Here is a 20,521-nt window from a genome sequence, read left to right on the forward strand (position 1 = left end):
CATGGACCTCCCCCTGTCTTCCCCCCAGATCGCGACGGTCACCGCCCCGCTCATCATGGCGCTGCCCAAGGGCCGCATCCTGAAGGAGCTGCTGCCGCTGCTGGAGCGCGCGGGCCTGGCCCCCGCGCCCGACTGCTATGAGGAGAGCAGCCGCCGCCTGCGCTTCGAGACGGCGGATGCGAATGTCGAGGTGATCCGCGTGCGCAGCTTCGATGTCGCGACCTTCGTGGCCCATGGGGCCGCGCATCTGGGTGTCGCGGGCGGCGATGTGCTGGACGAGTTCGACTACAAGGAGCTGTACGCGCCGCTCGACCTCGGCATCGGCCGCTGCCGCGTGTCGGTCGCGGAGCCGGTGGGCGCCGAGCCGCTGGACACCGCGCGCCTGTCGCGCATCTCGGTCGCCACCAAGTATCCGAACATCGCCCGCCGCCATTACGCGGCCAAGGGCGTGCAGGCGGAGATCATCCACCTGAACGGCGCGATGGAGCTCGCCCCCTCCATGGGCCTGGCGCGCGTCATCGTGGACCTGGTGCAGACCGGCGGCACGCTGAAGGCCAACGGCCTGGCCGAGACCGAGGTGATTTCCGAGATCACCTCCAAGCTGATCGTCAATCGCGGCGCGCTGAAGACCATGCCGGATGAGATGGGCGCGCTGCTCGCCCGCTTCCGGGGGGCCATCCAGTGATCCGGCTTTCGACCACCGAGGCCGATTTCGAGCCGCGCTTCGCGGCGCTGATCGAGCAGGCGCGCGAGACCACCGCCAAGGTGGATGCCGCCGTCTCGGCCATCATCGCGGATGTGCGGGCCAACGGCGACGCGGCGCTGATCGACTACACCCAGCGCTTCGACCGCTGGAAGCCGGGCGCGCTGCGCATCACCGACGCCGAGCTGGCCGAGGCCGAGGCGAGCGTGGAGCCCGCCCTGCTGGAGGCGCTGGACCTGGCCGCCGCCCGCATCGAGGCCTTCCACCGCGCCCAGATGCCGGCCGACCTGGAGATGAAGGACGCGCAGGGCCTCACGCTCGGCATGCGCTGGGGCGCGCTGGATGCCGTGGGCCTCTATGTGCCGGGCGGCAAGGCGGCCTATCCGTCCTCCGTGCTGATGAACGCCATTCCGGCGCGTGTCGCCGGCGTGGGCCGGGTGGTGATGTGCGTGCCGACGCCCGACGGCGTGACCAACCCCCTGGTGCTGGCCGCCGCCCGCCGCGCGGGCGTCTCTGAACTCTGGCGCGTCGGCGGGGCCCAGGCCATCGCCGCCATGGCCTGGGGCACCGAGAGCATCGCGCCCGTGGACCGCATCGCCGGCCCTGGCAACGCCTATGTGGCCGAGGCCAAGCGCCAGGTGTTCGGGCGCGTCGGCATCGATTCGATCGCCGGGCCTTCCGAGGTCGTGGTGATCGCCGATGCCTCCAACGACGCGGCCCATGTCGCGATGGACCTGATGGCCCAGGCCGAGCATGACGAGGCCGCCCAATCCATCCTGATCACCGATGACGCGGCCTTCGCCGAGGCGGTGGTGCAGGCGGTGGAACAGGCGCTGGCCACCCTGCCCCGTGCCGGTATCGCGGGCGAGAGCTGGCGCCGCCACGGCGCCGTGGTGCTGGTGCGCAACTGGGACGAGGCCTGCGAACTGACCAACCGCCTGGCGCCCGAGCATCTGCAGATCATGGTGGACGCGCCGCGCGCGCTGTTCAGCCGCATCCGCCATGCGGGTGCCGCGTTCCTGGGCCCCTGGTGCCCGGAGGCCGTGGGCGATTACGTGGCCGGTCCGAACCACGTGCTGCCCACCGGCCGCTCGGCCCGCTATGCCTCCGGCCTGTCGGTGTTCGACTTCCTGAAGCGGACCACCTGGGTCGAGGCCGACCGCGCCGCGCTGGAGGCCGTGGGCCCCGCCGCGGTGGCCCTCGCACGGGCCGAAGGCCTGACCGCGCATGCCGAAAGTGTGGCCCAGCGGCTGCGCCTCAATCGTCCGACTTGACCTTGACGCGGTTGGGAACCATGTTCCGCGCCGCAAATCCCCTCAACTAACGCCCGAAAGGCGCATTCGAATGATCAATATGCATGTCTAAGGAAGACATGATGGAGTTCAGCGGCCAGGTGGTTGAGCTTCTGCCCAACGCCATGTTCCGCGTGAAGCTGGACAACGACCACATGGTCCTCGCCCATACCTCGGGCAAGATGCGCAAGAACCGCATCCGCGTGCTGGCCGGTGACCGGGTGAATGTCGAGATGACGCCCTATGACCTGACCAAGGGCCGCATCACCTTCCGCTTCAAGTAGCTCGTACCAGGTGGAGACGGCGATCATGCGCCCTCCCCTCATCCTGGCCTCCGCCAGTCCTCGCAGGCTGGAACTTCTGGCACGCATCGGGGTGACACCCGACGCGGTGCGGGCGGCTGACATCGACGAAACCCCCGGAAAGACCGAGTTGCCGCGCCAGCTGGCGCAGCGGCTGTCGGCCGGCAAGGCCATGGCTGCCGCGCAAGTGAGCGAAGACGGGGCGGGTGAACTGATCCTGGCCGCCGACACAGTGGTGGGGGTGGGCCGGCGCATCCTGGGCAAGCCCAGGGACGCGGAGGAGGCCCGGGCATTCCTGGAACTGCTCTCGGGCCGCCGGCACCGGGTCTATACCGGGGTCGCATTGCTGTCGCCCGACGGCAAGCTGCGCACGCGGCTGGTCGAGTCCATCCTGGCCTTCCAGCGGCTGACGGCGCAGCAGATGGCGGCCTATGTCGATTCCGGCGAATGGCAGGGCAAGGCCGGCGGCTATGCCATCCAGGGCCAGGCCGAGATGTTCTGCCGCTTCATGTCGGGCTCCTGGTCCAACATCGTGGGGCTGCCGCTGTTCGAGACCGCGCAGCTGCTGCGCGGCATCGGCTGGCTAAAGCCGTGAACGATAACCACTGGCTGAAGCCGTGAGCATCGAGATCCGCGTCTCCCGCTCGCCGGGGGAAAGGCGGGTGGCCCTGCTGCGCGACGGCGTGCTGGCTGAGGCCTGGGTGGAGCGGCCCGCCCGCCCCGATGGGGTGGGCGATGTCGTGGCGGCGCGGGTGGCGACACTGGCACCCGCCATGGCCGGTGCCTTCATCCTGATGCCCGACGGCAGCACCGGCTTCCTTCCCGAATCCGAGGCCAGCCGCGACCGCCGCCCCTTGCGGGAGGCCGTGCAGGAAGGCCAGCTGGTGGTCTGTCGCGTGACCCGCGCGGCGCAAGGGCTGAAGGGCCCACGCCTGTCCGTGCGCCGCGCGCCCCCGCTGGCGGCCCGCGAGCCCGGCCTGCTGGAACGCGGCCCCGGTGCGGCCCAACGCCTGCGCGCCGCCTTCCCGGACGCGGCCTTCCTGGCCGACGACCGGCTGGAACCCGGCGCCACCTACACACCCCGCGCCTTCGACGACGCGCTGGAGGCCGAGTTCGACGCCCTGGCCCTGCCCGCTGCGCCCCTGCCCGGCGGCGGCACGCTGCGTATCGAAACCACCCACGCGCTGACCGCGCTGGACGTGGATGCCGGCAGCGCGGCCGGCAGCACGGACAGGCTGGCCCAGCGCCGCCTGAACGAGGCCGCGATCAGCGAGGCCGCGCGGCAGATCCGCCTGCGCAACCTGGCCGGCGCCATCCTGCTGGACATCGCGGGCCTGCCCGCCAAGGAGCGCGCGCTGCTGGAGGAGCCCCTTCGCGCCGCCCTGCGCCCGGACACGCTGGCGGAGTTGCTGGGCACCGGGCCGCTCGGCCTGTTCGAGATCAGGCGCGCGCGCATCCATCCGCCGCTGGCGGAGACCCTGCGCGGACCGCTGGCCCAGGGGCTGGCCCTGCTGCGCCAGGCCGCGCGCGAGGCCGCGGCCACGCCGCACCGCCGCCTGGTCCTGTCAGCCCCCGGCGCGACGCTGGACGCCCTGCGCGACCTGCCCGGCGCGCTGGAGGAGTTCCAGGCGGGCGCCGGCCATCCCATCACCCTCGCCGTCGGGGAGCCCGCGATCCATGACTGATGCCAAGCCCTGCCCGATCTGCCAGAAGCCCGCGGTTCTGGCGTTCAAGCCCTTCTGCTCGGCGCGCTGCCGGCAGGTCGATCTGGGGAAGTGGCTGACCGAGAGCTACTCGGTGCCCGCGCAGCCGCCGGGTGAGGAAGACGACGGGGCCTAGCCCCAGAGCGCCTTCGCCGCCTCGGGCGCCATGCCCGCGTTGGAATGCGCCACGCCGGGCACGGTGCCTAGGCGCCAGCCGAAGGGCACGCCGAGCCGGGATGCGGCATCGCGCCCCGCCGCGAAAAAGGCCCGCCCGCGCGCGAGGCGATAAGCCCCCTGCGCATTGGCCTCCGGCGTCTGGCGCAACTGCGGGTGACGGGTGTCGGTATCGGCCTCGCCCAGCAGCACGGTCAGCGGGCGCGACAGGCCCGCGCGCAGGACCGCGGCATCGCCCACCCCGCCCAGCCCATAGGGCCAGGCGATCTCCATGCTGGGAAAGCTGTAATAGCCCGCATTGGCGCAGACCATCCTGCCCGCGCCCGGCGCGCCGCACAGCAGCAGGAAGCGGTGCAGGAACTGCGAGCCCGCCGAATGGCCGTAGCAGTCGAAGGGCCGGTTGCCGGTATCGCCCTGCCCGGCCCGGACCGCCGCCATCAGGCGCGGCAGGGCCAGATAGGCGGGCGGATGGCCCGGCACCCCGCCCTCATTATAGGCAGCGCCGCCCGGATAGGCCTGCCGCGAGAAATCCGGGCAGACCAGCAGCGCCTGGGCGGCCTCGGCATGGGGGGCCCAGGTATCGCAATAGCCATCGGCGTTGCGGCTGGCGCCGTGCAGCACGGCCACCACCCGCCCGCCGGGCGCCCAGCCCGCCGGGCGATAGACCCAGGCGGACAGCACGCCGCCGCGCGCCGTCTCCTCCGGGGTATCGACCTTGAAACGTGCGGTCGGCGCGGCCGAGCAGGCAACGCCGGGCATGGCCAGGCCCAGCAGCGCCGTCCGGCGCGTCAGCTCAGGAAACGTCCATCTGCAGGCCTTCGCGGCGGATGACACCACCCCACTTCTCCATCTCGGAACGCACGAAATTCCCGAAATCCTCGGGCGTGCCCGGCATCGGCACGCCGCCCATCTGGGCAAAGCGCGTCTTCGTCTCCTGCAGGCCCAGGAAGTAATTGATCTCGGCATTATACGCGAGAATGGCCTCACGCGGCATGTTCGCGTGGGCGAAAATGCCGAACCAGGTGTTCACGTCATAGGGCGCCAGTTCCGGCATCGTCTCGCGGATGGGCGGCAGTTCCGGCATCTGGGCGTTGCGGTCGGCGCTGGTCACGCCCAGCGCACGCACCTGGCCGCTGCGGATCTGCTGCACGCTGCTGGTCAGGTTGTCGAAGCTGAACTTCACGTTGCCGGCGATCAGGTCGACCATGAGCGGACCCGCGCCGCGGAACGGCACATGGGTGGCCTCGGTGCCCGTCAGCTGGGTGAACCACACGCCCGAGAGGTGCGGGGACTGGCCGACGCCCGAGGAACCATAGGGCAGGCCCGGATTCGCCTTCAGATAAGCCACGAATTCCGGCACCGTCCGGGCAGGGATCGAGGGATGCACCAGCAGCGCGTTCGGCCCGCGGATCATGTTGCCGACAGGCGCGAAGGAATCCGGCCGGTAAGGCAGGTTGCGGAACAGCGAATAGGCGATGGCATTCGGCCCGATGTTGCTGGACAGCAGCGTCGTGCCGTCAGGCGCGGTGCGGATGGCCTCGGCCGAGCCGATGGTGCCGCCGCCGCCCGAACGGTTGTCGGCCACGACCTGGATGTTCCAGCGCGTGCCCAGATGCTGGGCCAGCATGCGGCCCATGATGTCCGTCGTGCCGCCCGGGGCCGCGTTGATGACGATGCGCACGGGGCCGGGCGGGCGCCAGCTCGGCGCCTGGGCGCGTGCGGATACGGAAAGCAGCGCGGGCGCTGCGAACGGCGCCAGAAGGGCCGTGCGGCGATCGATCATGGACAGGTTCCCCGTTATTCAAACGTTGCACCAACCATGGCACAGCGCCGGGGAACGCGCCAGATTCCGTGAGCCGGCCCTACGGTTCAGCTTCTGGCCATGGCCAGCAGGAAACGCCCCTGCTCGCTGCCGGGAAAGCGGCGCATGATCGCCTCGGCCATCAGCTCGGCCGAGCCGCGCTCGCCCCGCGTGATCAGGCGGCCGAGTGCCAGGCCCGCGCGCGGCAGCTCATCCTCCGCCAGGCCCGATATCACCGCCTCGACCCAGTGGCTGTCGAGCGGCAGCGGCACGCTCTCCTCCTCGCGGCCGATGAGCTCGAGCGCGACGCGTGGGGCGCTGGGCGCGATCGCCAGCGCCTGGCGCAGCAGCATCAGCCCGGTCTCGCGGTCTCCGCGCTCGGTCACATGGTTGGCGGCCGCCACCAGCCCGTCGATGCCCAGAAGGCTCGAATGCGCGATCTCCCGCAGGCCGGGGTCGGGGTTCACATGCAGGCTCCAATAGCCCTCGCCCCGGCGCTCGGCAGCGGCGAAATGCGCCTCCAGGCCGAAGCGCACCGCCATGCGGAGCGCCGGCGGCACGGTCTCGAGCGCGTGGCGGTCGACGCGCTGGAAGCCGTCATACAGGTTCTTGCGGGTCTGCCTGCGGGAGTTGCTGGTGTTCCACACCCGGTAGGCGAACAGGATCTCGGGCAGGCATTCCAGGTGATACCCGGCAAGCCCCGCCCGCATCAGGAACTCCCAATCCTCGTTGCCGGTGCGGTCCTCGGAGAAGCCGCCCAGCGTGTTCCACACCGAACGCCGCAGCAGCATGTTCAGGTCACCCAGGCAGTTCTCCATCATGCCGAGAGACAGGTTGGGCCCGATGGGCATCCAGCCGAGCGGGAAGCGCGCCACGTCCTTGGGCGGTTCGCCCCCGCCGCTGAAGGGCTGCGGCTGGCAGGTCACGATGTCCGCACCCGAGGCCTGGGCCGCGCGCACCAGCGTCTCGACCTCATGCGGGAAGGCCGCGTTGTCGTCGTCCATCAGCAGCACGAAGTCGCCGGTGGCGGCCGAGACCGCGCGGTTGCGGGTGCGGCCGGTATAGCGGTTGGTCTCATTGCGCAGCAGCTTCCAGCCGCGCGCGGCGAAATCCGCTTCGAGGCTGCGCAGATAGGCCTGGGCCTCCGGCAGCGGGCTCGCGTCATCGACCAGCACCACCTCGATGCGCGGATAGCTCTGCGCCTCGATGCTGCGCAGCGCCTGGGCCAGCTGCACGGGCCGGTTATGGGTGGCCATGCAGATGGAGACGAGCGGCGTGGCGGCGGTCACTGCCGGGGCGGCCACCGGCCGGGGCGTCAGGCCCGCATGCCATTCGGCCCAACGCGCCCGGTTCTCGGCCAGGCCGATGGCCGGGCGGGCGCGCACCGCGCCCTCGGTCAGGGCGCGCTGCATCGCATCGGCCATGGAGGCGGCGTTGAGCGCATAGACGGTCGCGGGCTGGTCATCGACATGCACCAGTTCCCGCACCCCGCCCACGTCGGAGGCGATGAAGGCCTGGCCCGCCGCCAGGCATTCGAGCACGGTATAGGGCGAGTTCTCGACCAGCGAGGCGATGACCGCGAGCCGCCCGGGCTGGGAGAGGAACTGCTTGGCGCCGTCCGTATCCAGGTTGTTGCGCACCATCCAGGGCACGCCCCAGCCGGCCGAGGCCTCGGTGATATGGGCCAGCGCGTTGCCGCCGGCGACCTCGCCGATCTTGCCCAGGAAGGCGATGCGCCGCGGCTTCACGCCGCGCGCGATCAGGCGCGTGACGGCCGCGCAGAATATTTCGAGCCCCTTGCGGGTCTCCAGGCGCCCGAAGAAGACCAGCTCCTGCACCGGCACGCGCCCGCCATCGGCTTCCTGCCCGGCGATGAAGCTGTTGGGCAGCAGGTTGGGGGTGACGAAGCGCCGCTCCGGCAGCTGCCAGCCGCGTTCGCGCATGTAGTCGATGAAATACGCGCTGGGCGAGTAGAGGACATCCGCGCCCTCGACGCTGCGCTGCTCCGTCCAGTCGATCTCGAGCTCGGCCGGGTCGCTCATGAACTGGCCCGAATGCTCCAGGTGCCAGAAGCTCTGGCCATGGGCCTGGCAGACCAGGGTGGTGTTCTGAAAGGCGAGGCCGCAGCGCTTGGCGACCGTCAGCCAGTAACCGGGGCCCTTCCAGTCGTGATAATGGATGACGTCGAACTGCCGGGTCTTGAGCCACTGATAGGCGGCATAGGCGTGCAGCTTGGCCGGCCCCTCCACGAACAGCGACACCATCTCGACCCCGCGCGCCCGCCAATGGTCGATCCAGTGGGAGACAGGCAGGTTCTCGGTATAGGCCGACGGATAGAGGACGGTGACCTGGTGCCCCGCTGAAACCAGTTCCTCGGCCAGGGCCCGGAAGGCGGTGCCGATGCCGCCATTGCCGATGGGCCCAGGGAAATCAAAGGTGCACAGGCATACCTTCTGGACGTTCATGCCCGACGCTCCGCAACGAAAATGGCGGACCTTCCGCCCCAACAGGGTTCGACGGCGACCACCTCGTAACCCACTTCGGCGAGCATCCGCCGGACGGCGCCATGGCCCATGAACCACCACCAGGGCGCACCGCCCGCGGCGCGGAAGGCCTGCACGCTGCCGCCACGGGGCAGCAGGCGGAACTGGTCGGGCAGCGGCTGCTTCGCTTGCCAATAGGCCGCCATGGCCTCGCACTGATCGGGCGTCATGGCCGCGGCGAACCAGGCGCTGTCGGTGCTGAAGCCGCTCTGCGGCGGCATCGCCTCGGCCTCGACGATCACGGTGTCGATCACGAGGGTGGAGGCGCCCAGCGCCGCGAGCCGGTGCAGCCTGCGCCGGACATCGAATTCGTGGAAAAGCGTGCCGATGTCGACCACGACATCCGGCAGGCCGAGCCTGCCGCGCAGATCCGGCAGATCGAGCGGCGCGCGGACGAACCAGCAATGCGCCGTGTCCGTGTCCAGATATTCGCCACGGGGCCCGCTGTCGGCCTCATTGGAGTGGCGCGACAGGAAGTCACGCGCCAGGGCCTCTACCTCGGGGCCTGCCTCGGCGGCGGCCTGGAGCAGCTGCCCGTCCAGCTCGGCGGGCCGCTCGGGGCCCACGGCAGCCACCCCGGTCGCACCGGCATCCAGCCCCACGAGAACTCCGCTCAGGATACGGGTCATCGCCCATCCCGAGAACACGACGACCTTTCCGGGCGCACGCTGGTGGACGATGGGCATCAGTTCATCCGCGAACAGGACGGCTGTCCTGGGCGGGGCAGCCTGCGGGCTTTGCATGGGTTTAACCTTCAACTCGGAAGCCCACATCTCATGACGTTGGCCATCATGATCGGCGGCTGTGGCGGAAACGCTATCCGTGAGAACGCGGCAGTAAACAGAACGTGTCCCTGGCTTCAGCAGCCAGTCACGCATCCGTGCCATGTGACCCATGTCGCAAGGGCATGCCTGACCGCCGGAGGGCTGACAAGCTAAAGTTTTGCAATGACATGTCCGGATTTTGCGGGTCAGCCCCACCGAATTGGGATTTGATAACCCACGGCAGGACTTCTAAGGAAACGCGCCGTCATGATGCCGACACGAAAAACCATGCCCACAACAAGCCCCACCGACGCACGCCCCCAGGGCAACCGCGCCGGAAAGACGGGCCCCGTCGCCGCCAACCAGGATGATCCGATCTCGGTGCCGCAGAAGCTGGGTTTCAAGCCCGGCATGGTCTGCTCGGTGCTGGATGTTCCGAACGGTTTCCGGCACGGCCTTCCGGCCACCAGTGCCGCCGAACCCGAGCTGATCCTCGCCTTCGCGACCGATCGCGCCTCGCTCGGCCGCGTCGCCGCGCGCGCGCTGGATCTGTACGGGGTGGGTGGCCGCCTGTGGTTCGCCTATCCGAAGAAGGGCGGGCCGATTCGCTCCGACCTGGACCGCGACCATGGCTGGGAGCCGCTGACCCAGGCCGGCCTGCTGCCCGTCACGCAGGTCGCGCTGGACGGCACCTGGTCCGCGCTGCGCTTCCGCCTGCGCGAGGAAGTACCGACGCTGACCCGCAAGGGCGGCTGATCTTTTTCAGGTTTTTTTCGGAACACGGCGGGCCGGGATGGAAACATCCCGGCCCTCGCCGTTTCTGGACCCCGTGATGACGATGCCTGGCGGCGCCGTTCAGCCCGCGCGCTTCAGCAGGTCACGCAGTTCCGCCGCCACGGCCTCCAGCGAGGCCATGGCCGCATCCACGCCTTGGGCGGGCGTGTCGGCCGCGGGGGCGGTATCGTCGCTCAGCAGGCGCTGCACGCCCTTGATGGTGTAGCCCTGGCTGTAGAGCAGCCCCGCGATGCGGCGCAGCAGGGCGATGTCCTCGGGCCGGTAGTAGCGCCGCCCGCCGCCGCGCTTCAGCGGCTTCAGCTGCGGGAACTTGCCTTCCCAGAAACGCAGGACGTGCTGGGGCACGTTGAGGTCCTCAGCGACCTCACTGATCGTACGATAGGCCTGCGCGCCCTTGCGCACGCGGGCCTCGGCCGTATCGGCCGTCGCATCCAGTCCGAGAATGGCTTCCTGTCCTCTCACGAATCCTCGTCCATGGCGCTGCCCACGGGCTCATTGTTGATCCGCGCCTTCAGCACCTGGCTGGGGCGGAAGCTCAGGACCTTCCGCGGCATGATCGGCACCTCGACCCCGGTCTTGGGGTTGCGGCCGATGCGCTGGGACTTCTGGCGCACCGCGAAGGTGCCGAAGGCCGAGATCTTCACCGACTCGCCCTTGCCCAGCGACGTGGCCATCCGGTTCAGGACCGATTCGAGCAGCGCCGCCGATTCATTCCGCGACAGCCCGACCTGCGCATAGATCGCTTCCACGAGCTGCGCGCGCGTCAGTGTTTCCATGGGTGAACGAAGCCTCGCAAGATGCTGTGTCTCAACAAAAGCCGTTCCAGGGGGGGCACGTCAACCGTGCTCATCCCGCGGCAACCCCATTCCAGTGGATCGAAAGTGCCGTGCCGCAGGAATCGCAGCGCGGGCTCCAGTGGGCATGGTCGGTTCCGCAATGACCGCAACGCCAGCCTGGAGCCTCGGGGGCGGCCTGCGCCGCGGCCTCCGCGCGCGCCAGGGCCATGTGGCCGGCGTCGCCCTGCTCCAGCCGTTCCAGCGCGGCCAGCGCCTCGAACACACGGCGATCCGCGCCCGACATGGCGGCGGCCGTCTGCAGCTCGGCGCGCGAACGCCCCGTGAGGCCGGCGCGCAGCGCGGCCTCGCCCACCATCAGCCGGCTTTCGAGATGATCAGGGTTGCGGCGCGCGAGCGCCTCGGCGGCCTTCACGCGCTCCAGCGGCTCGGGCGGGGCCAGGTCCAGCCAGGCGCGGGCGATATCGGGGTGCGGCGCCACCTGCCAGCCCTGTTCCAGTACCTGCCTTGCGCGGCGGTGGCTGCCCTCGGCCTCAAGCCGGGCGGCATGGGCCAGCACGGCGGGCGCGAAGGCAGGGTCCGCGATGAAGGCCTGGCGTTCCAGCTCCGCGGCCTTGAGGGGGTCCGTCTCCTCACGCGCGGCGGCGAGCGAGAGCGCCGCGCGCGGCGCGGTGGCAGGCGCCAGGGACAGCGCCTCGCGCCAGGCGGCGGTGGCCAGCGCCATCTCGGCCCGTTCCTGGCGCAGCCAGGCCGCGCCGGGCTCTGCCTTCTCGGCCTGCTCGGCCAATTGGCGCGCACCCTCGAAGTCACGCTGCGCCACGGCCTGGCGCAGCAGGCCGCGCAGGCCCAGGAAGCGCGAGTCCTCCCGCGCGGCCAGGGCCCGGAAATGCCCGGCGGCCGCTTCCTCGCGGCCCGCCTGGCGCTCGGCCTCGGCGGCCAGCAGCAGCAGCTGGGGGTTGTCGCCCAGCAGGCGGCGGGCGCGGCCGAGTTCCAGCAGCGCCTGTTCCGGCGCGCCGGCCGCAAGCCGCACCAGGGCGCGCGTCACGGCACCCTCGGCCTGCTCATGGGCCGAAAGGCGCAGGCGCAGGCGGCGCCGCGCGGGCCAGCCGCGCAGCCAGCCGATGGTGCGCAGCACCAGGTGCAGCACGGCGAACAGCACCGCGAGCAGCACCAGCGTCACCGCCAGCGGGGCCGCGATCAGCCAGTCGCCCAGCCGCAATTCCACCGTCCCGCCCAGGCCCGTCAGCCACAGGGCGGCGGCGATCGCCAGTGCGGCCAGCACCAGCAGCTTGATGGCGCGCTTCATGGTTCAGCCCGCCAGCAGGCTGGAGATGGCGGCGCGCGCTTCCTGCAACTGCCGGGCGCGCGCGATCCAGGGGGCCATCGCCTCCTTGGCGGCGGGGTGCAGCGGCTCCAGCGCGGCCAGGGTCGCGTCGATCTCGCCCGCGGCGAGCGCACGGCGCGCGCGTTCCAGATGCGCCTCGGTCTCCTCGCCCCAGACCACCTGTTCACCACGGCGGATGGTGACCAGCCCGCCCAGCCGCGCCAGCGCCGATTCGGCCAGGCTGCCGCGCGGGGTGGCATCCTGCGCCGCGCGGGCGGCGCGGGCGGCTTCCTCGAACTCCAGCCGCAGCCGGGCCTCGGTGGGCGCGCCGGTGGCGGCGAAGCGGGACAGCGCCTCGGGCTGGCTGCCGAGGGCGGCCAGATGCGGGCCGAGCGGACGGCCGGCCTCAAGCGCCGTCGCGACACCGACCACGGCGGTCAGGGTGCGGGCGCGGGTTTCCAGCGCGGTCAGCGCCGTGCGGCTCGCGCTCTCCTGGCGGGCCAGCGCCTCGTTCACGCCGCGCTCCAGCGTGGAGAGCCGGCCTTCCAGCCGGGACTGCGCCTCGGTCAGCCCCGCCTCGAGGCGGCCGCGCAGGGCCTCCGCGCGCTGGGCGTCGGCGGCCTCGACGGAACGGGTGGCGGCGACGGCGGCGTCCAGGCGCTCACCCAGACGGTCCAGGCGGCCCTGCAGCCCCTCGATCTGCGTCACGCGGGCGGCGAGCGGGGCGATGTCCGGCATGCTGGGCGCGGGGCGCGCCTCCAGACCGGCCAGGCGGCGTTCCAATGCCTCGATGGTCGCCGTGTGGTCGGGCGGCAGCGCGACCTGCGGGGCGGGCGCCGGCGGGGCGTCCGGTGCATCGGGCTTCTGCAGCGCCAGGAAGCCCAGCGCCGCCAGCAGCACCACCCCCGCCAGGCCCAGCATCACCGCGGGTGCCAGCGCGCGCTGCGCGGGCGCGGCCGGGGCGGCAGTCGCCGGGGCCGGCGTGGGTGCCGGTGCCGGTGCGGCCGCTTGGGCAGAAGGTGTTTCAGAGACGGTTTCGGTCATCGTGCTTCGCCCAGGGCTTCCATCATCGACAAATGGTCCGGCCGCGTGGCGGTTGCCACCTCGGCCCAGGGAAGTACCGCGAGAGTGTCCGTCACGCGGCGGCTGATCGCCACGGCACGGATGGTGCGCGCGGCCTCGGCAAGCCCCGCCGCGCGGATCAGGGCCATGCTGGCCCTGGCCGTGCGCGGCGAGAAAAACAGCGCGGCCCCTACCCTGCCCTGCCTCAGCGCCTCCAGCGCCGGGGCCGGAAGATGCCGGGCCGCATGGGCGGCATAAGCCACCCGGCGCTGCACCGCAAACCCCGATGCCCTGAGTGCCGCCGCGAGCTCCCGGCCATAGCCCTCGCCGATCGCCAGCAGCAGCGGGCCGTCGGCCGGCTGAAGGGTGTTGCGGACGAGCGCGGCCAGGGCCTCGGCATCGCCCTCGGCGGCGGTGACGTCGGGGTGGCCGCACAGCCGGGCCTCGGCGGCCGTGGCCTCGCCCACCGCCAGCACCGGCAGGCCGAGCGGCGGAACCGCCCGCGCCGCGGCGCGGCTGGTCAGCAGCAGCGCCTGCGCGCGCGGCGGGGTGAAGGGCTTGGGCAGCAGCTCAAGGCCCGGGGCCGCGATGGGCCGCCAGCCGAGCGCCGCCACTGTCCGCATCGTCTCGGCCAATCCCGGCTCGGGCCGGGTGACCAGCACGGCGTCAGCCAAAGACATCCGCCGGGGTGTCGCGGCGCAGGGCATCGCCCAGCTCACGCCCGATGGCCACCGCATCGGCGGCGGCACCCTCGATGGCCCGGCGCAGCAGGAAGGTGCCGTCGGCGCGCGCGGTCATGCCCACCAGCCGCAGGCGCCCGTCCTCCAGGAAGCGGGCATGGCCGCCGATGGGGGTGCGGCAATTGCCGTCCAGGGCCGCCAGCAGCGCGCGCTCGGCCTGGCTCACCGCCTTGGCCTCGGGGTCCTCGATGCCGGAGAGCAGCTCCAGCAGCTCCGTATCGGCCGCGCGCACCGTGATGCCGATGATGCCCTGGCAGGCGGCCGGCAGCATGATCTCGGGCGAGAGCACGGCGGCGGCCTCGCTCTCCATGCCCATGCGCTTCAGGCCCGCCAGCGCCAGCAGGCTGGCCACCATCTCGCCGCCCCGCACCTTGGAAAGCCGCGTCTGCACATTGCCCCGGATCGGCACCACCTGCAGGTCGGGGCGGGAGGCCAGGAGCTGCGCCTGCCGGCGCAGGCTCGCGGTGCCTACCACCGCGCCCTGGGGCAGCACGGCATAGGGGTCGGCGATGTCGGCCGTGCCCTCGGGGTCGGCCAGGATCAGCGCCTCACGCGCATCCTCGCGCTTCAGGGTGCAGGCCAGGACGATGCCGGCGGGCAGCTCCGTCTCCAGGTCCTTGAGCGAATGCACGGCGAAATCCACGCGCCGGTCCAGCAGCGCCTCATGGATTTCCTTGGCAAACAGGCCCTTGCCGCCGATGTCGGCCAGCCTGCGGTTCTGCACCGCGTCGCCGGTCGTGATGATGTGGTGTTCCTCGAACGCATCCATGAACTTCAGCACCGGGCAGAAGCGGATCAGCTGTTCGAGGAAGAAGCGCGTCTGCCACAGCGCCAGCGGGCTGGCCCGGGTGCCGACTCGCAACGGCAGGCCAGGCATGGCGGCATGCGGGCGCGCGGGCGGCGTCAGGGGAGCATTCTGCGGCATTGCGGGGCTATAGTCCGCCCAGCCGCGCAACGGAAGTGCTTGGCGCATGGCGGAGGAGCGGAGGCAGCGCGTTCCCGCGCCGGCCATTCTGCTGTAATCGGCCCGCATGTCCGTAAACGGCCCCATCCTGGGCATCGAAGCCTCCTGCGACGAAACCGCGGCTGCGGTGCTGGCCCCCGACGGGCGCATCCTGTCCGAGGTGGTGCATTCCCAGCTGCAGGAACACGCGCGCTTCGGCGGTGTGGTGCCTGAGGTCGCGGCGCGCGCCCATCTGCAGCGCCTGCCCGAGCTGACGTCGCGCGCGATGCGCGAAGCGGGCGTGGAGTACCGGGACCTGGCCGGGGTGGCCGCCACTTCCGGCCCCGGGCTGATCGGCGGGCTGGTGGTGGGCGCCTGTTTCGGCAAGGGCATCGCGCTGGCGCACGACCTGCCCTTCGTGGCCGTGAACCACCTGGAGGGCCATGCGCTGACCGTGCGCCTGACCCATCCGGGCACCGAATTTCCCTATCTGCTGCTGCTGCTGTCGGGCGGGCATTGCCAGTGCGTGGCCGTCGAGAGGCTGGGCCGGTATCGCCGCCTGGGTTCCACCCTGGACGATGCGGTGGGCGAGGCCTTCGACAAATCCGCCAAGCTGATGGGCCTGCCCTGGCCGGGCGGGCCTTATCTGGAACGCCTGGCCCAGGAGGGCGACGCGCGCCGCGTCACCCTGCCCCGCCCGCTGGTGGGGCGCGAGGGCTGCGACTTCTCCTTCTCCGGCCTCAAGACCGCCGTGGCGCGGGCGCTGGCGCAGGGGGCGGAGAAGGCCGATGTGGCGGCGGCCTTCCAGGTCTCGGTGGCGGCGGTGCTGGCCGACCGGGCGCGGCATGCGCTGGCGATGCTGCCGGGCGCGCGGGCGCTGGTGGTGGCCGGCGGTGTCGCCGCCAACCAGGCCGTGCGCGGGGCGCTGGAGAAGGTGGCGACAGGCGCCGGCATCCCGCTGATCGCGCCGCCCATCAGGCTGTGCACGGACAATGCCGTGATGATCGCCTGGGCCGGGCTGCTGCGCTTGCAGGCGGGGGCGGCCGATGCGCTGGATCATGCGCCGCGGCCGAGATGGCCCCTGGATGAAATGGCGTTGAATTGACGTTCTTTTTTGGAAAAAAGAACCAAAAAACTTTTATCTGATAAAAGTCTTTTTGCTTCTTTTTCTACAGAAAAAGAAGAATTCTTATAGCATCTTCTCCAGCGCCTTATTGAAGGCTTCGGGCGTCTCATACATCACCCAGTGCCCCGAGCCCTCGATCACTGCTTCACGCAGTTCCGGCCGTTGCTCGCGGATTACCTGCAGCCGCTCCGCGATATGCGGATAGGCCACCACATCCCGCCCGCCCCAGATCGCGCGCACCGGCGCCACGATCTTCGGCAGCTGGTCCTTCAGCGAGGTGCCGGAGGCAAGGCCCTTGCTGACCAGGCGGGCATGCACCGTGTTCCATTCCTGGATGTCCAGCGCCTCATCGTCGATCAGCGCGGGATCGTGGAACATCAGCCGCTCCAGATTGGTGCGGTTCGCCTCGCGGCGTTCCTCGCCCTGCTTGTTGCGCACCTTCACCAGCTCCGTCGGCTGGCGCGGCAGGCCAAGCGAGGGTGCGCCCACGATGGTCAGGCTGCGCACATGCGCGCCCTCGATCGCGGCCAGATGCGCGGCGCAATTCGCCCCGAAGGAAAAGCCCGCCAGGTCGTAGGAGCGATCGGCCCCCAGGATCTGCGCCAGCCCCGCCGCCATCACCACCGCGATGCCGGAGGGATGGGCCTCACCGGGCGGGCGCTCGCTCTCGCCCAGGCCGGGGGTGTCGGCCGCGATCACCGTATGGGTCTTCGCGAAATGCCCGATGTTGCGCGCCCAATGCTTCCACGACCCACTGCCGCCATGCAGCAGCACCAGCACGGGCCCGGCACCCCAGCGGCGCCAGACCATCTCGCCCTCCCCGCACGGCGTGGTCAGGCGTTCGGCGGAGGCTTCGAGTGCGGCGACGCTCATGCGGCTTGCTTGCCTTTCTGCTTGGCGGCGCGCGCCTCGCTGCGCGCGATCCAGGTGGTGGCGACGAAAATGACGGCGGCCCCCATCAGCGTGGTGGTGCTGGGAACCTCATGGAACAGCAGGAAGCCCCAGCTGGCGGCCCAGATCAAATCCAGGAACTTCAGCGGCTGGCTGGCGGAAATATCGGCCAGGGCGAAGGCGCGGGTCAGAAAGAAGTGCCCGGCGCTGCCCAGCAGGCCGCAGCCCAGCAGCAGGAACCAGATCCAGGGGCTCGGCCAGCTCCATCCCGGAATGGCGAAGGGGATGGTGAAGATCGTGACCGTCAGGGCCTGCCACACCACGATCACCTGCGGCGAGTCGCGCTTGGTCAGCGCCTTGGTGATGAGGAAGCTCGCGGCGAACAGCGGCGAGGACGCCAGCATCACGAAATTGTAGACCCCGCCCGAGGCCGAGAACCCTGGCGCCACCACCACCATCACGCCCAGGAAGCCGATGCCCGCCGCCGTCCAGCGCCGCCAATCGGGCTTCTCGCCCAGGAACACCACGGCGCCGATCATGATGAAGATGGGCGTGGTGAAGCCCAGCGCCGTCACATCCGCCAATGCCAGGTGCGGCAGGGCCGTGAACCACAGCGTCAGGCCCGCCGTGTGAATGACGCCGCGCCAAGCCTGGCCCCACATACCGTTCGGTCGGTAGGCCGCGATGCCGTCGCGGAAGATCGAGGGGAACATCACGACCAGGCCGAAGAAATAGCGCAGCATCTGCGCCTGGTAGACGTCGATCTCGGCCGTCACCTCGCGCATGATGGCGTTCAGCGTCGTCAGCAGCATGCCTGCCGAAATGGCAAACGCCACACCCTGCGCCGCGCGCGACATGCGTTCCTCCCCCTGTCACGAACAGGTTGCAGCGCAAACCGCCCTTGCGGAACCCCCGATGCGCATTACCCTCCCATGCAACGCGGTCGCTCCGGGGCGGCCTGTGCGCTGAGGAGCCTGCCCATGCCCGATACCCTTCTGCCCAGCCTGAAATTCGGAATCGGCCAGCCCGTGCCCCGGCAGGAAGACCCCACCCTGCTGACCGGCCGGGGCCAATACACGGATGACGTCTCCAAGCCCGGCCAGCTCTATGCCTATGTGGTGCGCAGCCCCTACGCCCATGGCGTGATCAACGGCATCGACACCGCGGCCGCGCTGGACATGCCGGGCGTCAAGGCGATCTATACCGCAGCCGACCTCACGGCCTATGGCCCCATGGGCTGTGCCATGCCGATGAAGAACCGCGACGGCACGCCCATCCTCAACACCCGGCGCATGCCGCTGGCCGAGGACAAGGTCCGTTTCGTGGGCGATCCGGTCGCGGTCGTCGTGGCCGAAAGCAAGGCCGAGGCCAAGGACGCCGCCGAGGCGGTGTTCCTGGACGTGGACTCCCTGCCCGCCGTGACCGAGGCCAATCAGGCCCATGACGGCCCGCAGCTGTATGACTACATCCCGAACAACCTGGCGCTGGACTTCCTGTTCGGTGACCCGGAGAAGGTGGGCGCCGCCTTCGCCTCGGCCGCGCATGTGACCAAGCTGTCGCTGCGCAACAACCGCCTGGTGGTCTGCCCGATGGAGCCCCGCGCCGCGATCGGCGAATGGATCGACGGGCGCCATGTGCTGACGCTGGGCAGCCAGGGCGTGTTCGGCATGCGCGCGCAGATGGCCGCCATCATGAAGGTGAAGACCGAGGACCTGCGCATCCACACCTACAATGTGGGCGGCAGCTTCGGCATGAAGGCCGGCGCCTATCCGGAATATGCCGTGCTGCTGCATGCGGCGCGCGAGCTGGGCCGGCCGGTGAAATGGACCGACGAGCGCACCGGCAGCTTCCAGTCCGACGCGCATGGCCGCGACCATGACGTGACGGCGGAGCTGGCGCTGGACGCCGAGGGCCGCTTCCTGGCCGTGCGCCTGACCAGCTACGCCAACATGGGTGCCTTCCTGACCGCCGTGGGCCCGCTGATGGGCACCGCCAATTTCAGCAAGAACATCCAGAGCAACTACGCGGTGCCGCTGATCGAGGTGGCGACCAAGAGCTACATGACCAACACCACGCCCATCACCGCCTATCGCGGTGCCGGCCGCCCCGAGGGCAACTACTTCTTCGAGCGCCTGATCGAGACCGCCGCCAAGGAGATGGGCAAGGACCCCGTGGCGCTGCGCAAGCTGAACCACATCCCGCCCGAGGCGATGCCCTACAAGGCGGCATCCGGCAGCGTGTATGACGGCGGTGAGTTCAGCGCGATCCTGGACGAAGCCATGGAAGCCGCCGACTTCAACGGCTTCGAGACCCGCCGCGCCGAGGCAAAGGCCCGCGGCAAGCTGCGCGGCATCGGCATCGGCAACTTCCTGGAATGCACGGCGCCGCCGAGCAAGGAACAGGGCGGCATCCGCTTCGGCGCCGACGGCACGGTCACGATCATCACCGGCACGCTGGACTACGGCCAGGGCCACTGGACGCCCTTCGCGCAGGTGCTGCACAGCCAGCTGGGCGTGCCCTTCGACAAGATCCGCCTGCTGCAGGGCGACAGCGATGAGCTGGTAGCCGGCGGCGGCACCGGTGGCTCCAAGTCGCTCATGGCCTCCGGCGCCGCGATCATCGAGGCCTCGGCCCTGGTGGTCGAGAAGGGGCGCGAGCTGGCGGCCGAGGCGCTGGAAGCGGCCGTGGGCGATATCGAGTTCGACGGCGGGGACTTCACCATCGCCGGCACCGACCGCTCCATCGGCATCATGCAGCTGGCAGAGCGCAACCCCGGCAAGCTGGACGTGCGGCATGTGTTCGACGAAGCCCCCCAGGCCTACCCGAACGGCTGCCACATCGCGGAGGTCGAGGTGGACCCCGACACCGGCGAGGTGAAGGTCGACCGCTACACCACCGTCAACGACTTCGGCGTGCTGGTGAACCCGCTGCTGGTGCAGGGCCAGGCCCATGGCGGCATCGCCCAGGGCATCGGCCAGGCGCTGTATGAGCGCGTGGCCTATTCCGAGGACGGCCAGCTGCTGACCGCGAGCTACATGGACTATTGCCCGCCCCGCGCGGACACCATGCCGATGATGGAGTTCCACTCCCACCCCGTGCCGGCCAAGACCAACCCGCTGGGCGCCAAGGGCTGCGGCGAGGCCGGCTGCGCGGGCAGCCTGCCGGCGGTGATGAACGCGCTGTGCGATGCGCTGGGCGTGGTGCACATCGACATGCCGGCGACGCCGGAAGTGGTGTGGCGGGCGCTGGCCGGGAAGTAATGGACGGGGGCTTTGCCCCCGGAGCCCCCCCAGTCAGGGGCGCTGCCCCTCGGTCCTTCTTAGAAGCAATCAGGCCGAAGCGCAGCGCTTCTCACTAAACACCCAGGCACCGTCCTCCAGACCAAAAGGTTGCAGGATCAGGTCGCCTCCTTGGACCAGCGCCTCGCACCTATTTTCGGCGTTCAGAAACCCGGACAGTCCCGTTGGCAACCACACGGCATATTGCCGGGCACACATGATCGGCTTGGCGCTCAAAGTGACCGTTAGTTCTGAAGCACACACGGCCTCTGTCTTTAGTTAAAAA

20 protein-coding genes and 1 pseudogene are annotated in these 20,521 nt (G+C 70.5%); 9 read left to right on the forward strand and 12 right to left on the reverse strand.

Annotated elements, in window-relative coordinates:
* The first annotated feature begins 1 nt into the window (after position 1).
* From hisG to EOD42_RS17020, 6 genes are all read left to right on the forward strand, one after another.
* The gene (gene hisG, locus EOD42_RS16995) at positions 2-685 is read left to right on the forward strand and encodes an ATP phosphoribosyltransferase (protein WP_127788767.1); all 684 of its coding nucleotides are present in this window, start codon (positions 2-4) and stop codon (positions 683-685) included.
* Positions 682-1,977, forward strand: a complete 1,296-nt coding sequence (hisD, locus tag EOD42_RS17000; protein WP_127788768.1) for a histidinol dehydrogenase — start codon at positions 682-684, stop codon at positions 1,975-1,977. The genes hisG and hisD overlap by 4 nt, the downstream gene beginning before the upstream one ends.
* A gap of 83 nt (positions 1,978-2,060) precedes the next feature.
* Complete coding sequence (gene infA / locus EOD42_RS17005; RefSeq protein ID WP_127788769.1) at positions 2,061-2,279, forward strand: translation initiation factor IF-1; 219 nt, start codon at positions 2,061-2,063, stop codon at positions 2,277-2,279.
* Positions 2,280-2,304: 25 nt separating this feature from the next.
* Complete coding sequence (locus EOD42_RS17010) at positions 2,305-2,892, forward strand: Maf family protein (RefSeq protein WP_127788770.1); 588 nt, start codon at positions 2,305-2,307, stop codon at positions 2,890-2,892.
* 22 nt (positions 2,893-2,914) lie between these two features.
* Positions 2,915-3,982 (forward strand): ribonuclease E/G, encoded by a 1,068-nt coding sequence (locus EOD42_RS17015; protein WP_240655192.1) that lies wholly within the window; start codon positions 2,915-2,917, stop codon positions 3,980-3,982.
* The gene (locus EOD42_RS17020; protein WP_127788772.1) at positions 3,975-4,136 is read left to right on the forward strand and encodes a DNA gyrase inhibitor YacG; all 162 of its coding nucleotides are present in this window, start codon (positions 3,975-3,977) and stop codon (positions 4,134-4,136) included. Before EOD42_RS17015 ends, EOD42_RS17020 begins: the two co-directional genes overlap by 8 nt.
* On the opposite strand, the gene EOD42_RS17025 is transcribed toward EOD42_RS17020, so the two are convergent.
* The 4 genes from EOD42_RS17025 to EOD42_RS17040 form a co-directional block, all read right to left on the reverse strand.
* Positions 4,133-5,008, reverse strand: a complete 876-nt coding sequence (locus EOD42_RS17025; RefSeq protein WP_127788773.1) for an alpha/beta hydrolase — start codon at positions 5,006-5,008, stop codon at positions 4,133-4,135. The two genes, EOD42_RS17020 and EOD42_RS17025, sit on opposite strands and share 4 nt — an antisense overlap.
* Positions 4,968-5,957: a Bug family tripartite tricarboxylate transporter substrate binding protein gene (locus EOD42_RS17030; RefSeq protein ID WP_127788774.1), complete on the reverse strand. Its 990-nt coding sequence runs from the start codon at positions 5,955-5,957 to the stop codon at positions 4,968-4,970. The genes EOD42_RS17025 and EOD42_RS17030 overlap by 41 nt, the downstream gene beginning before the upstream one ends.
* An 86-nt stretch (positions 5,958-6,043) precedes the next feature.
* Entirely contained in the window at positions 6,044-8,440 is a 2,397-nt protein-coding gene (locus EOD42_RS17035; RefSeq protein ID WP_127788775.1) for a glycosyltransferase, read from the reverse strand.
* Positions 8,437-9,204, reverse strand: coding sequence for a hypothetical protein (locus EOD42_RS17040; RefSeq protein ID WP_127788776.1), 768 nt, complete (start codon positions 9,202-9,204; stop codon positions 8,437-8,439). The genes EOD42_RS17035 and EOD42_RS17040 overlap by 4 nt, the downstream gene beginning before the upstream one ends.
* Before the next feature lie 366 nt (positions 9,205-9,570).
* Between EOD42_RS17040 and EOD42_RS17045 the strand changes: the two genes are divergently transcribed.
* A complete protein-coding gene (locus tag EOD42_RS17045; RefSeq protein WP_127788777.1) occupies positions 9,571-10,038 on the forward strand; it encodes a hypothetical protein in 468 nt (155 codons plus the stop codon).
* A 177-nt stretch (positions 10,039-10,215) separates the two neighbouring features.
* On the opposite strand, the pseudogene EOD42_RS26670 reads toward EOD42_RS17045, so the two are convergent.
* The 6 genes and pseudogenes from EOD42_RS26670 to hemC all read right to left on the reverse strand — a co-directional run.
* A pseudogene (locus EOD42_RS26670) lies at positions 10,216-10,521 on the reverse strand (MerR family transcriptional regulator); the annotation flags it as partial.
* Between the two features lie 14 nt (positions 10,522-10,535).
* The gene (locus tag EOD42_RS17055; protein ID WP_127788778.1) at positions 10,536-10,853 is read right to left on the reverse strand and encodes an integration host factor subunit alpha; all 318 of its coding nucleotides are present in this window, start codon (positions 10,851-10,853) and stop codon (positions 10,536-10,538) included.
* Positions 10,854-10,923: 70 nt separating this feature from the next.
* Positions 10,924-12,177, reverse strand: a complete 1,254-nt coding sequence (locus EOD42_RS17060; RefSeq protein WP_127788779.1) for a heme biosynthesis HemY N-terminal domain-containing protein — start codon at positions 12,175-12,177, stop codon at positions 10,924-10,926.
* A gap of 3 nt (positions 12,178-12,180) precedes the next feature.
* Positions 12,181-13,239 (reverse strand): COG4223 family protein, encoded by a 1,059-nt coding sequence (locus tag EOD42_RS17065; protein ID WP_127788780.1) that lies wholly within the window; start codon positions 13,237-13,239, stop codon positions 12,181-12,183.
* A complete protein-coding gene (locus EOD42_RS17070; protein WP_164867988.1) occupies positions 13,236-13,937 on the reverse strand; it encodes a uroporphyrinogen-III synthase in 702 nt (233 codons plus the stop codon). The genes EOD42_RS17065 and EOD42_RS17070 overlap by 4 nt, the downstream gene beginning before the upstream one ends.
* Positions 13,924-14,922, reverse strand: coding sequence for a hydroxymethylbilane synthase (gene hemC, locus EOD42_RS17075; RefSeq protein WP_240655194.1), 999 nt, complete (start codon positions 14,920-14,922; stop codon positions 13,924-13,926). The genes EOD42_RS17070 and hemC overlap by 14 nt, the downstream gene beginning before the upstream one ends.
* Before the next feature lie 106 nt (positions 14,923-15,028).
* On the opposite strand from hemC, the gene tsaD reads away from it, so the two are divergent.
* Positions 15,029-16,045 (forward strand): tRNA (adenosine(37)-N6)-threonylcarbamoyltransferase complex transferase subunit TsaD, encoded by a 1,017-nt coding sequence (gene tsaD, locus EOD42_RS17080; protein WP_127788783.1) that lies wholly within the window; start codon positions 15,029-15,031, stop codon positions 16,043-16,045.
* 84 nt (positions 16,046-16,129) lie between these two features.
* Here the strand turns inward: tsaD and EOD42_RS17085 are convergent, their stop codons facing one another.
* Together EOD42_RS17085 and EOD42_RS17090 are read right to left on the reverse strand one after the other, a co-directional pair.
* Positions 16,130-16,939 carry an alpha/beta fold hydrolase gene (locus EOD42_RS17085; protein WP_127788784.1) on the reverse strand — a complete coding sequence of 270 codons (810 nt, stop codon included), beginning with the start codon at positions 16,937-16,939 and terminating at the stop codon, positions 16,130-16,132.
* Positions 16,936-17,814: a DMT family transporter gene (locus EOD42_RS17090; protein WP_127788785.1), complete on the reverse strand. Its 879-nt coding sequence runs from the start codon at positions 17,812-17,814 to the stop codon at positions 16,936-16,938. The genes EOD42_RS17085 and EOD42_RS17090 overlap by 4 nt, the downstream gene beginning before the upstream one ends.
* Before the next feature lie 123 nt (positions 17,815-17,937).
* On the opposite strand from EOD42_RS17090, the gene EOD42_RS17095 reads away from it, so the two are divergent.
* Entirely contained in the window at positions 17,938-20,217 is a 2,280-nt protein-coding gene (locus EOD42_RS17095; protein ID WP_127788786.1) for a xanthine dehydrogenase family protein molybdopterin-binding subunit, read from the forward strand.
* The last annotated feature ends 304 nt before the right edge of the window (positions 20,218-20,521 follow it).

This window comes from Rhodovarius crocodyli (assembly GCF_004005855.1).
GTDB lineage: Bacteria > Pseudomonadota > Alphaproteobacteria > Acetobacterales > Acetobacteraceae > Rhodovarius > Rhodovarius crocodyli.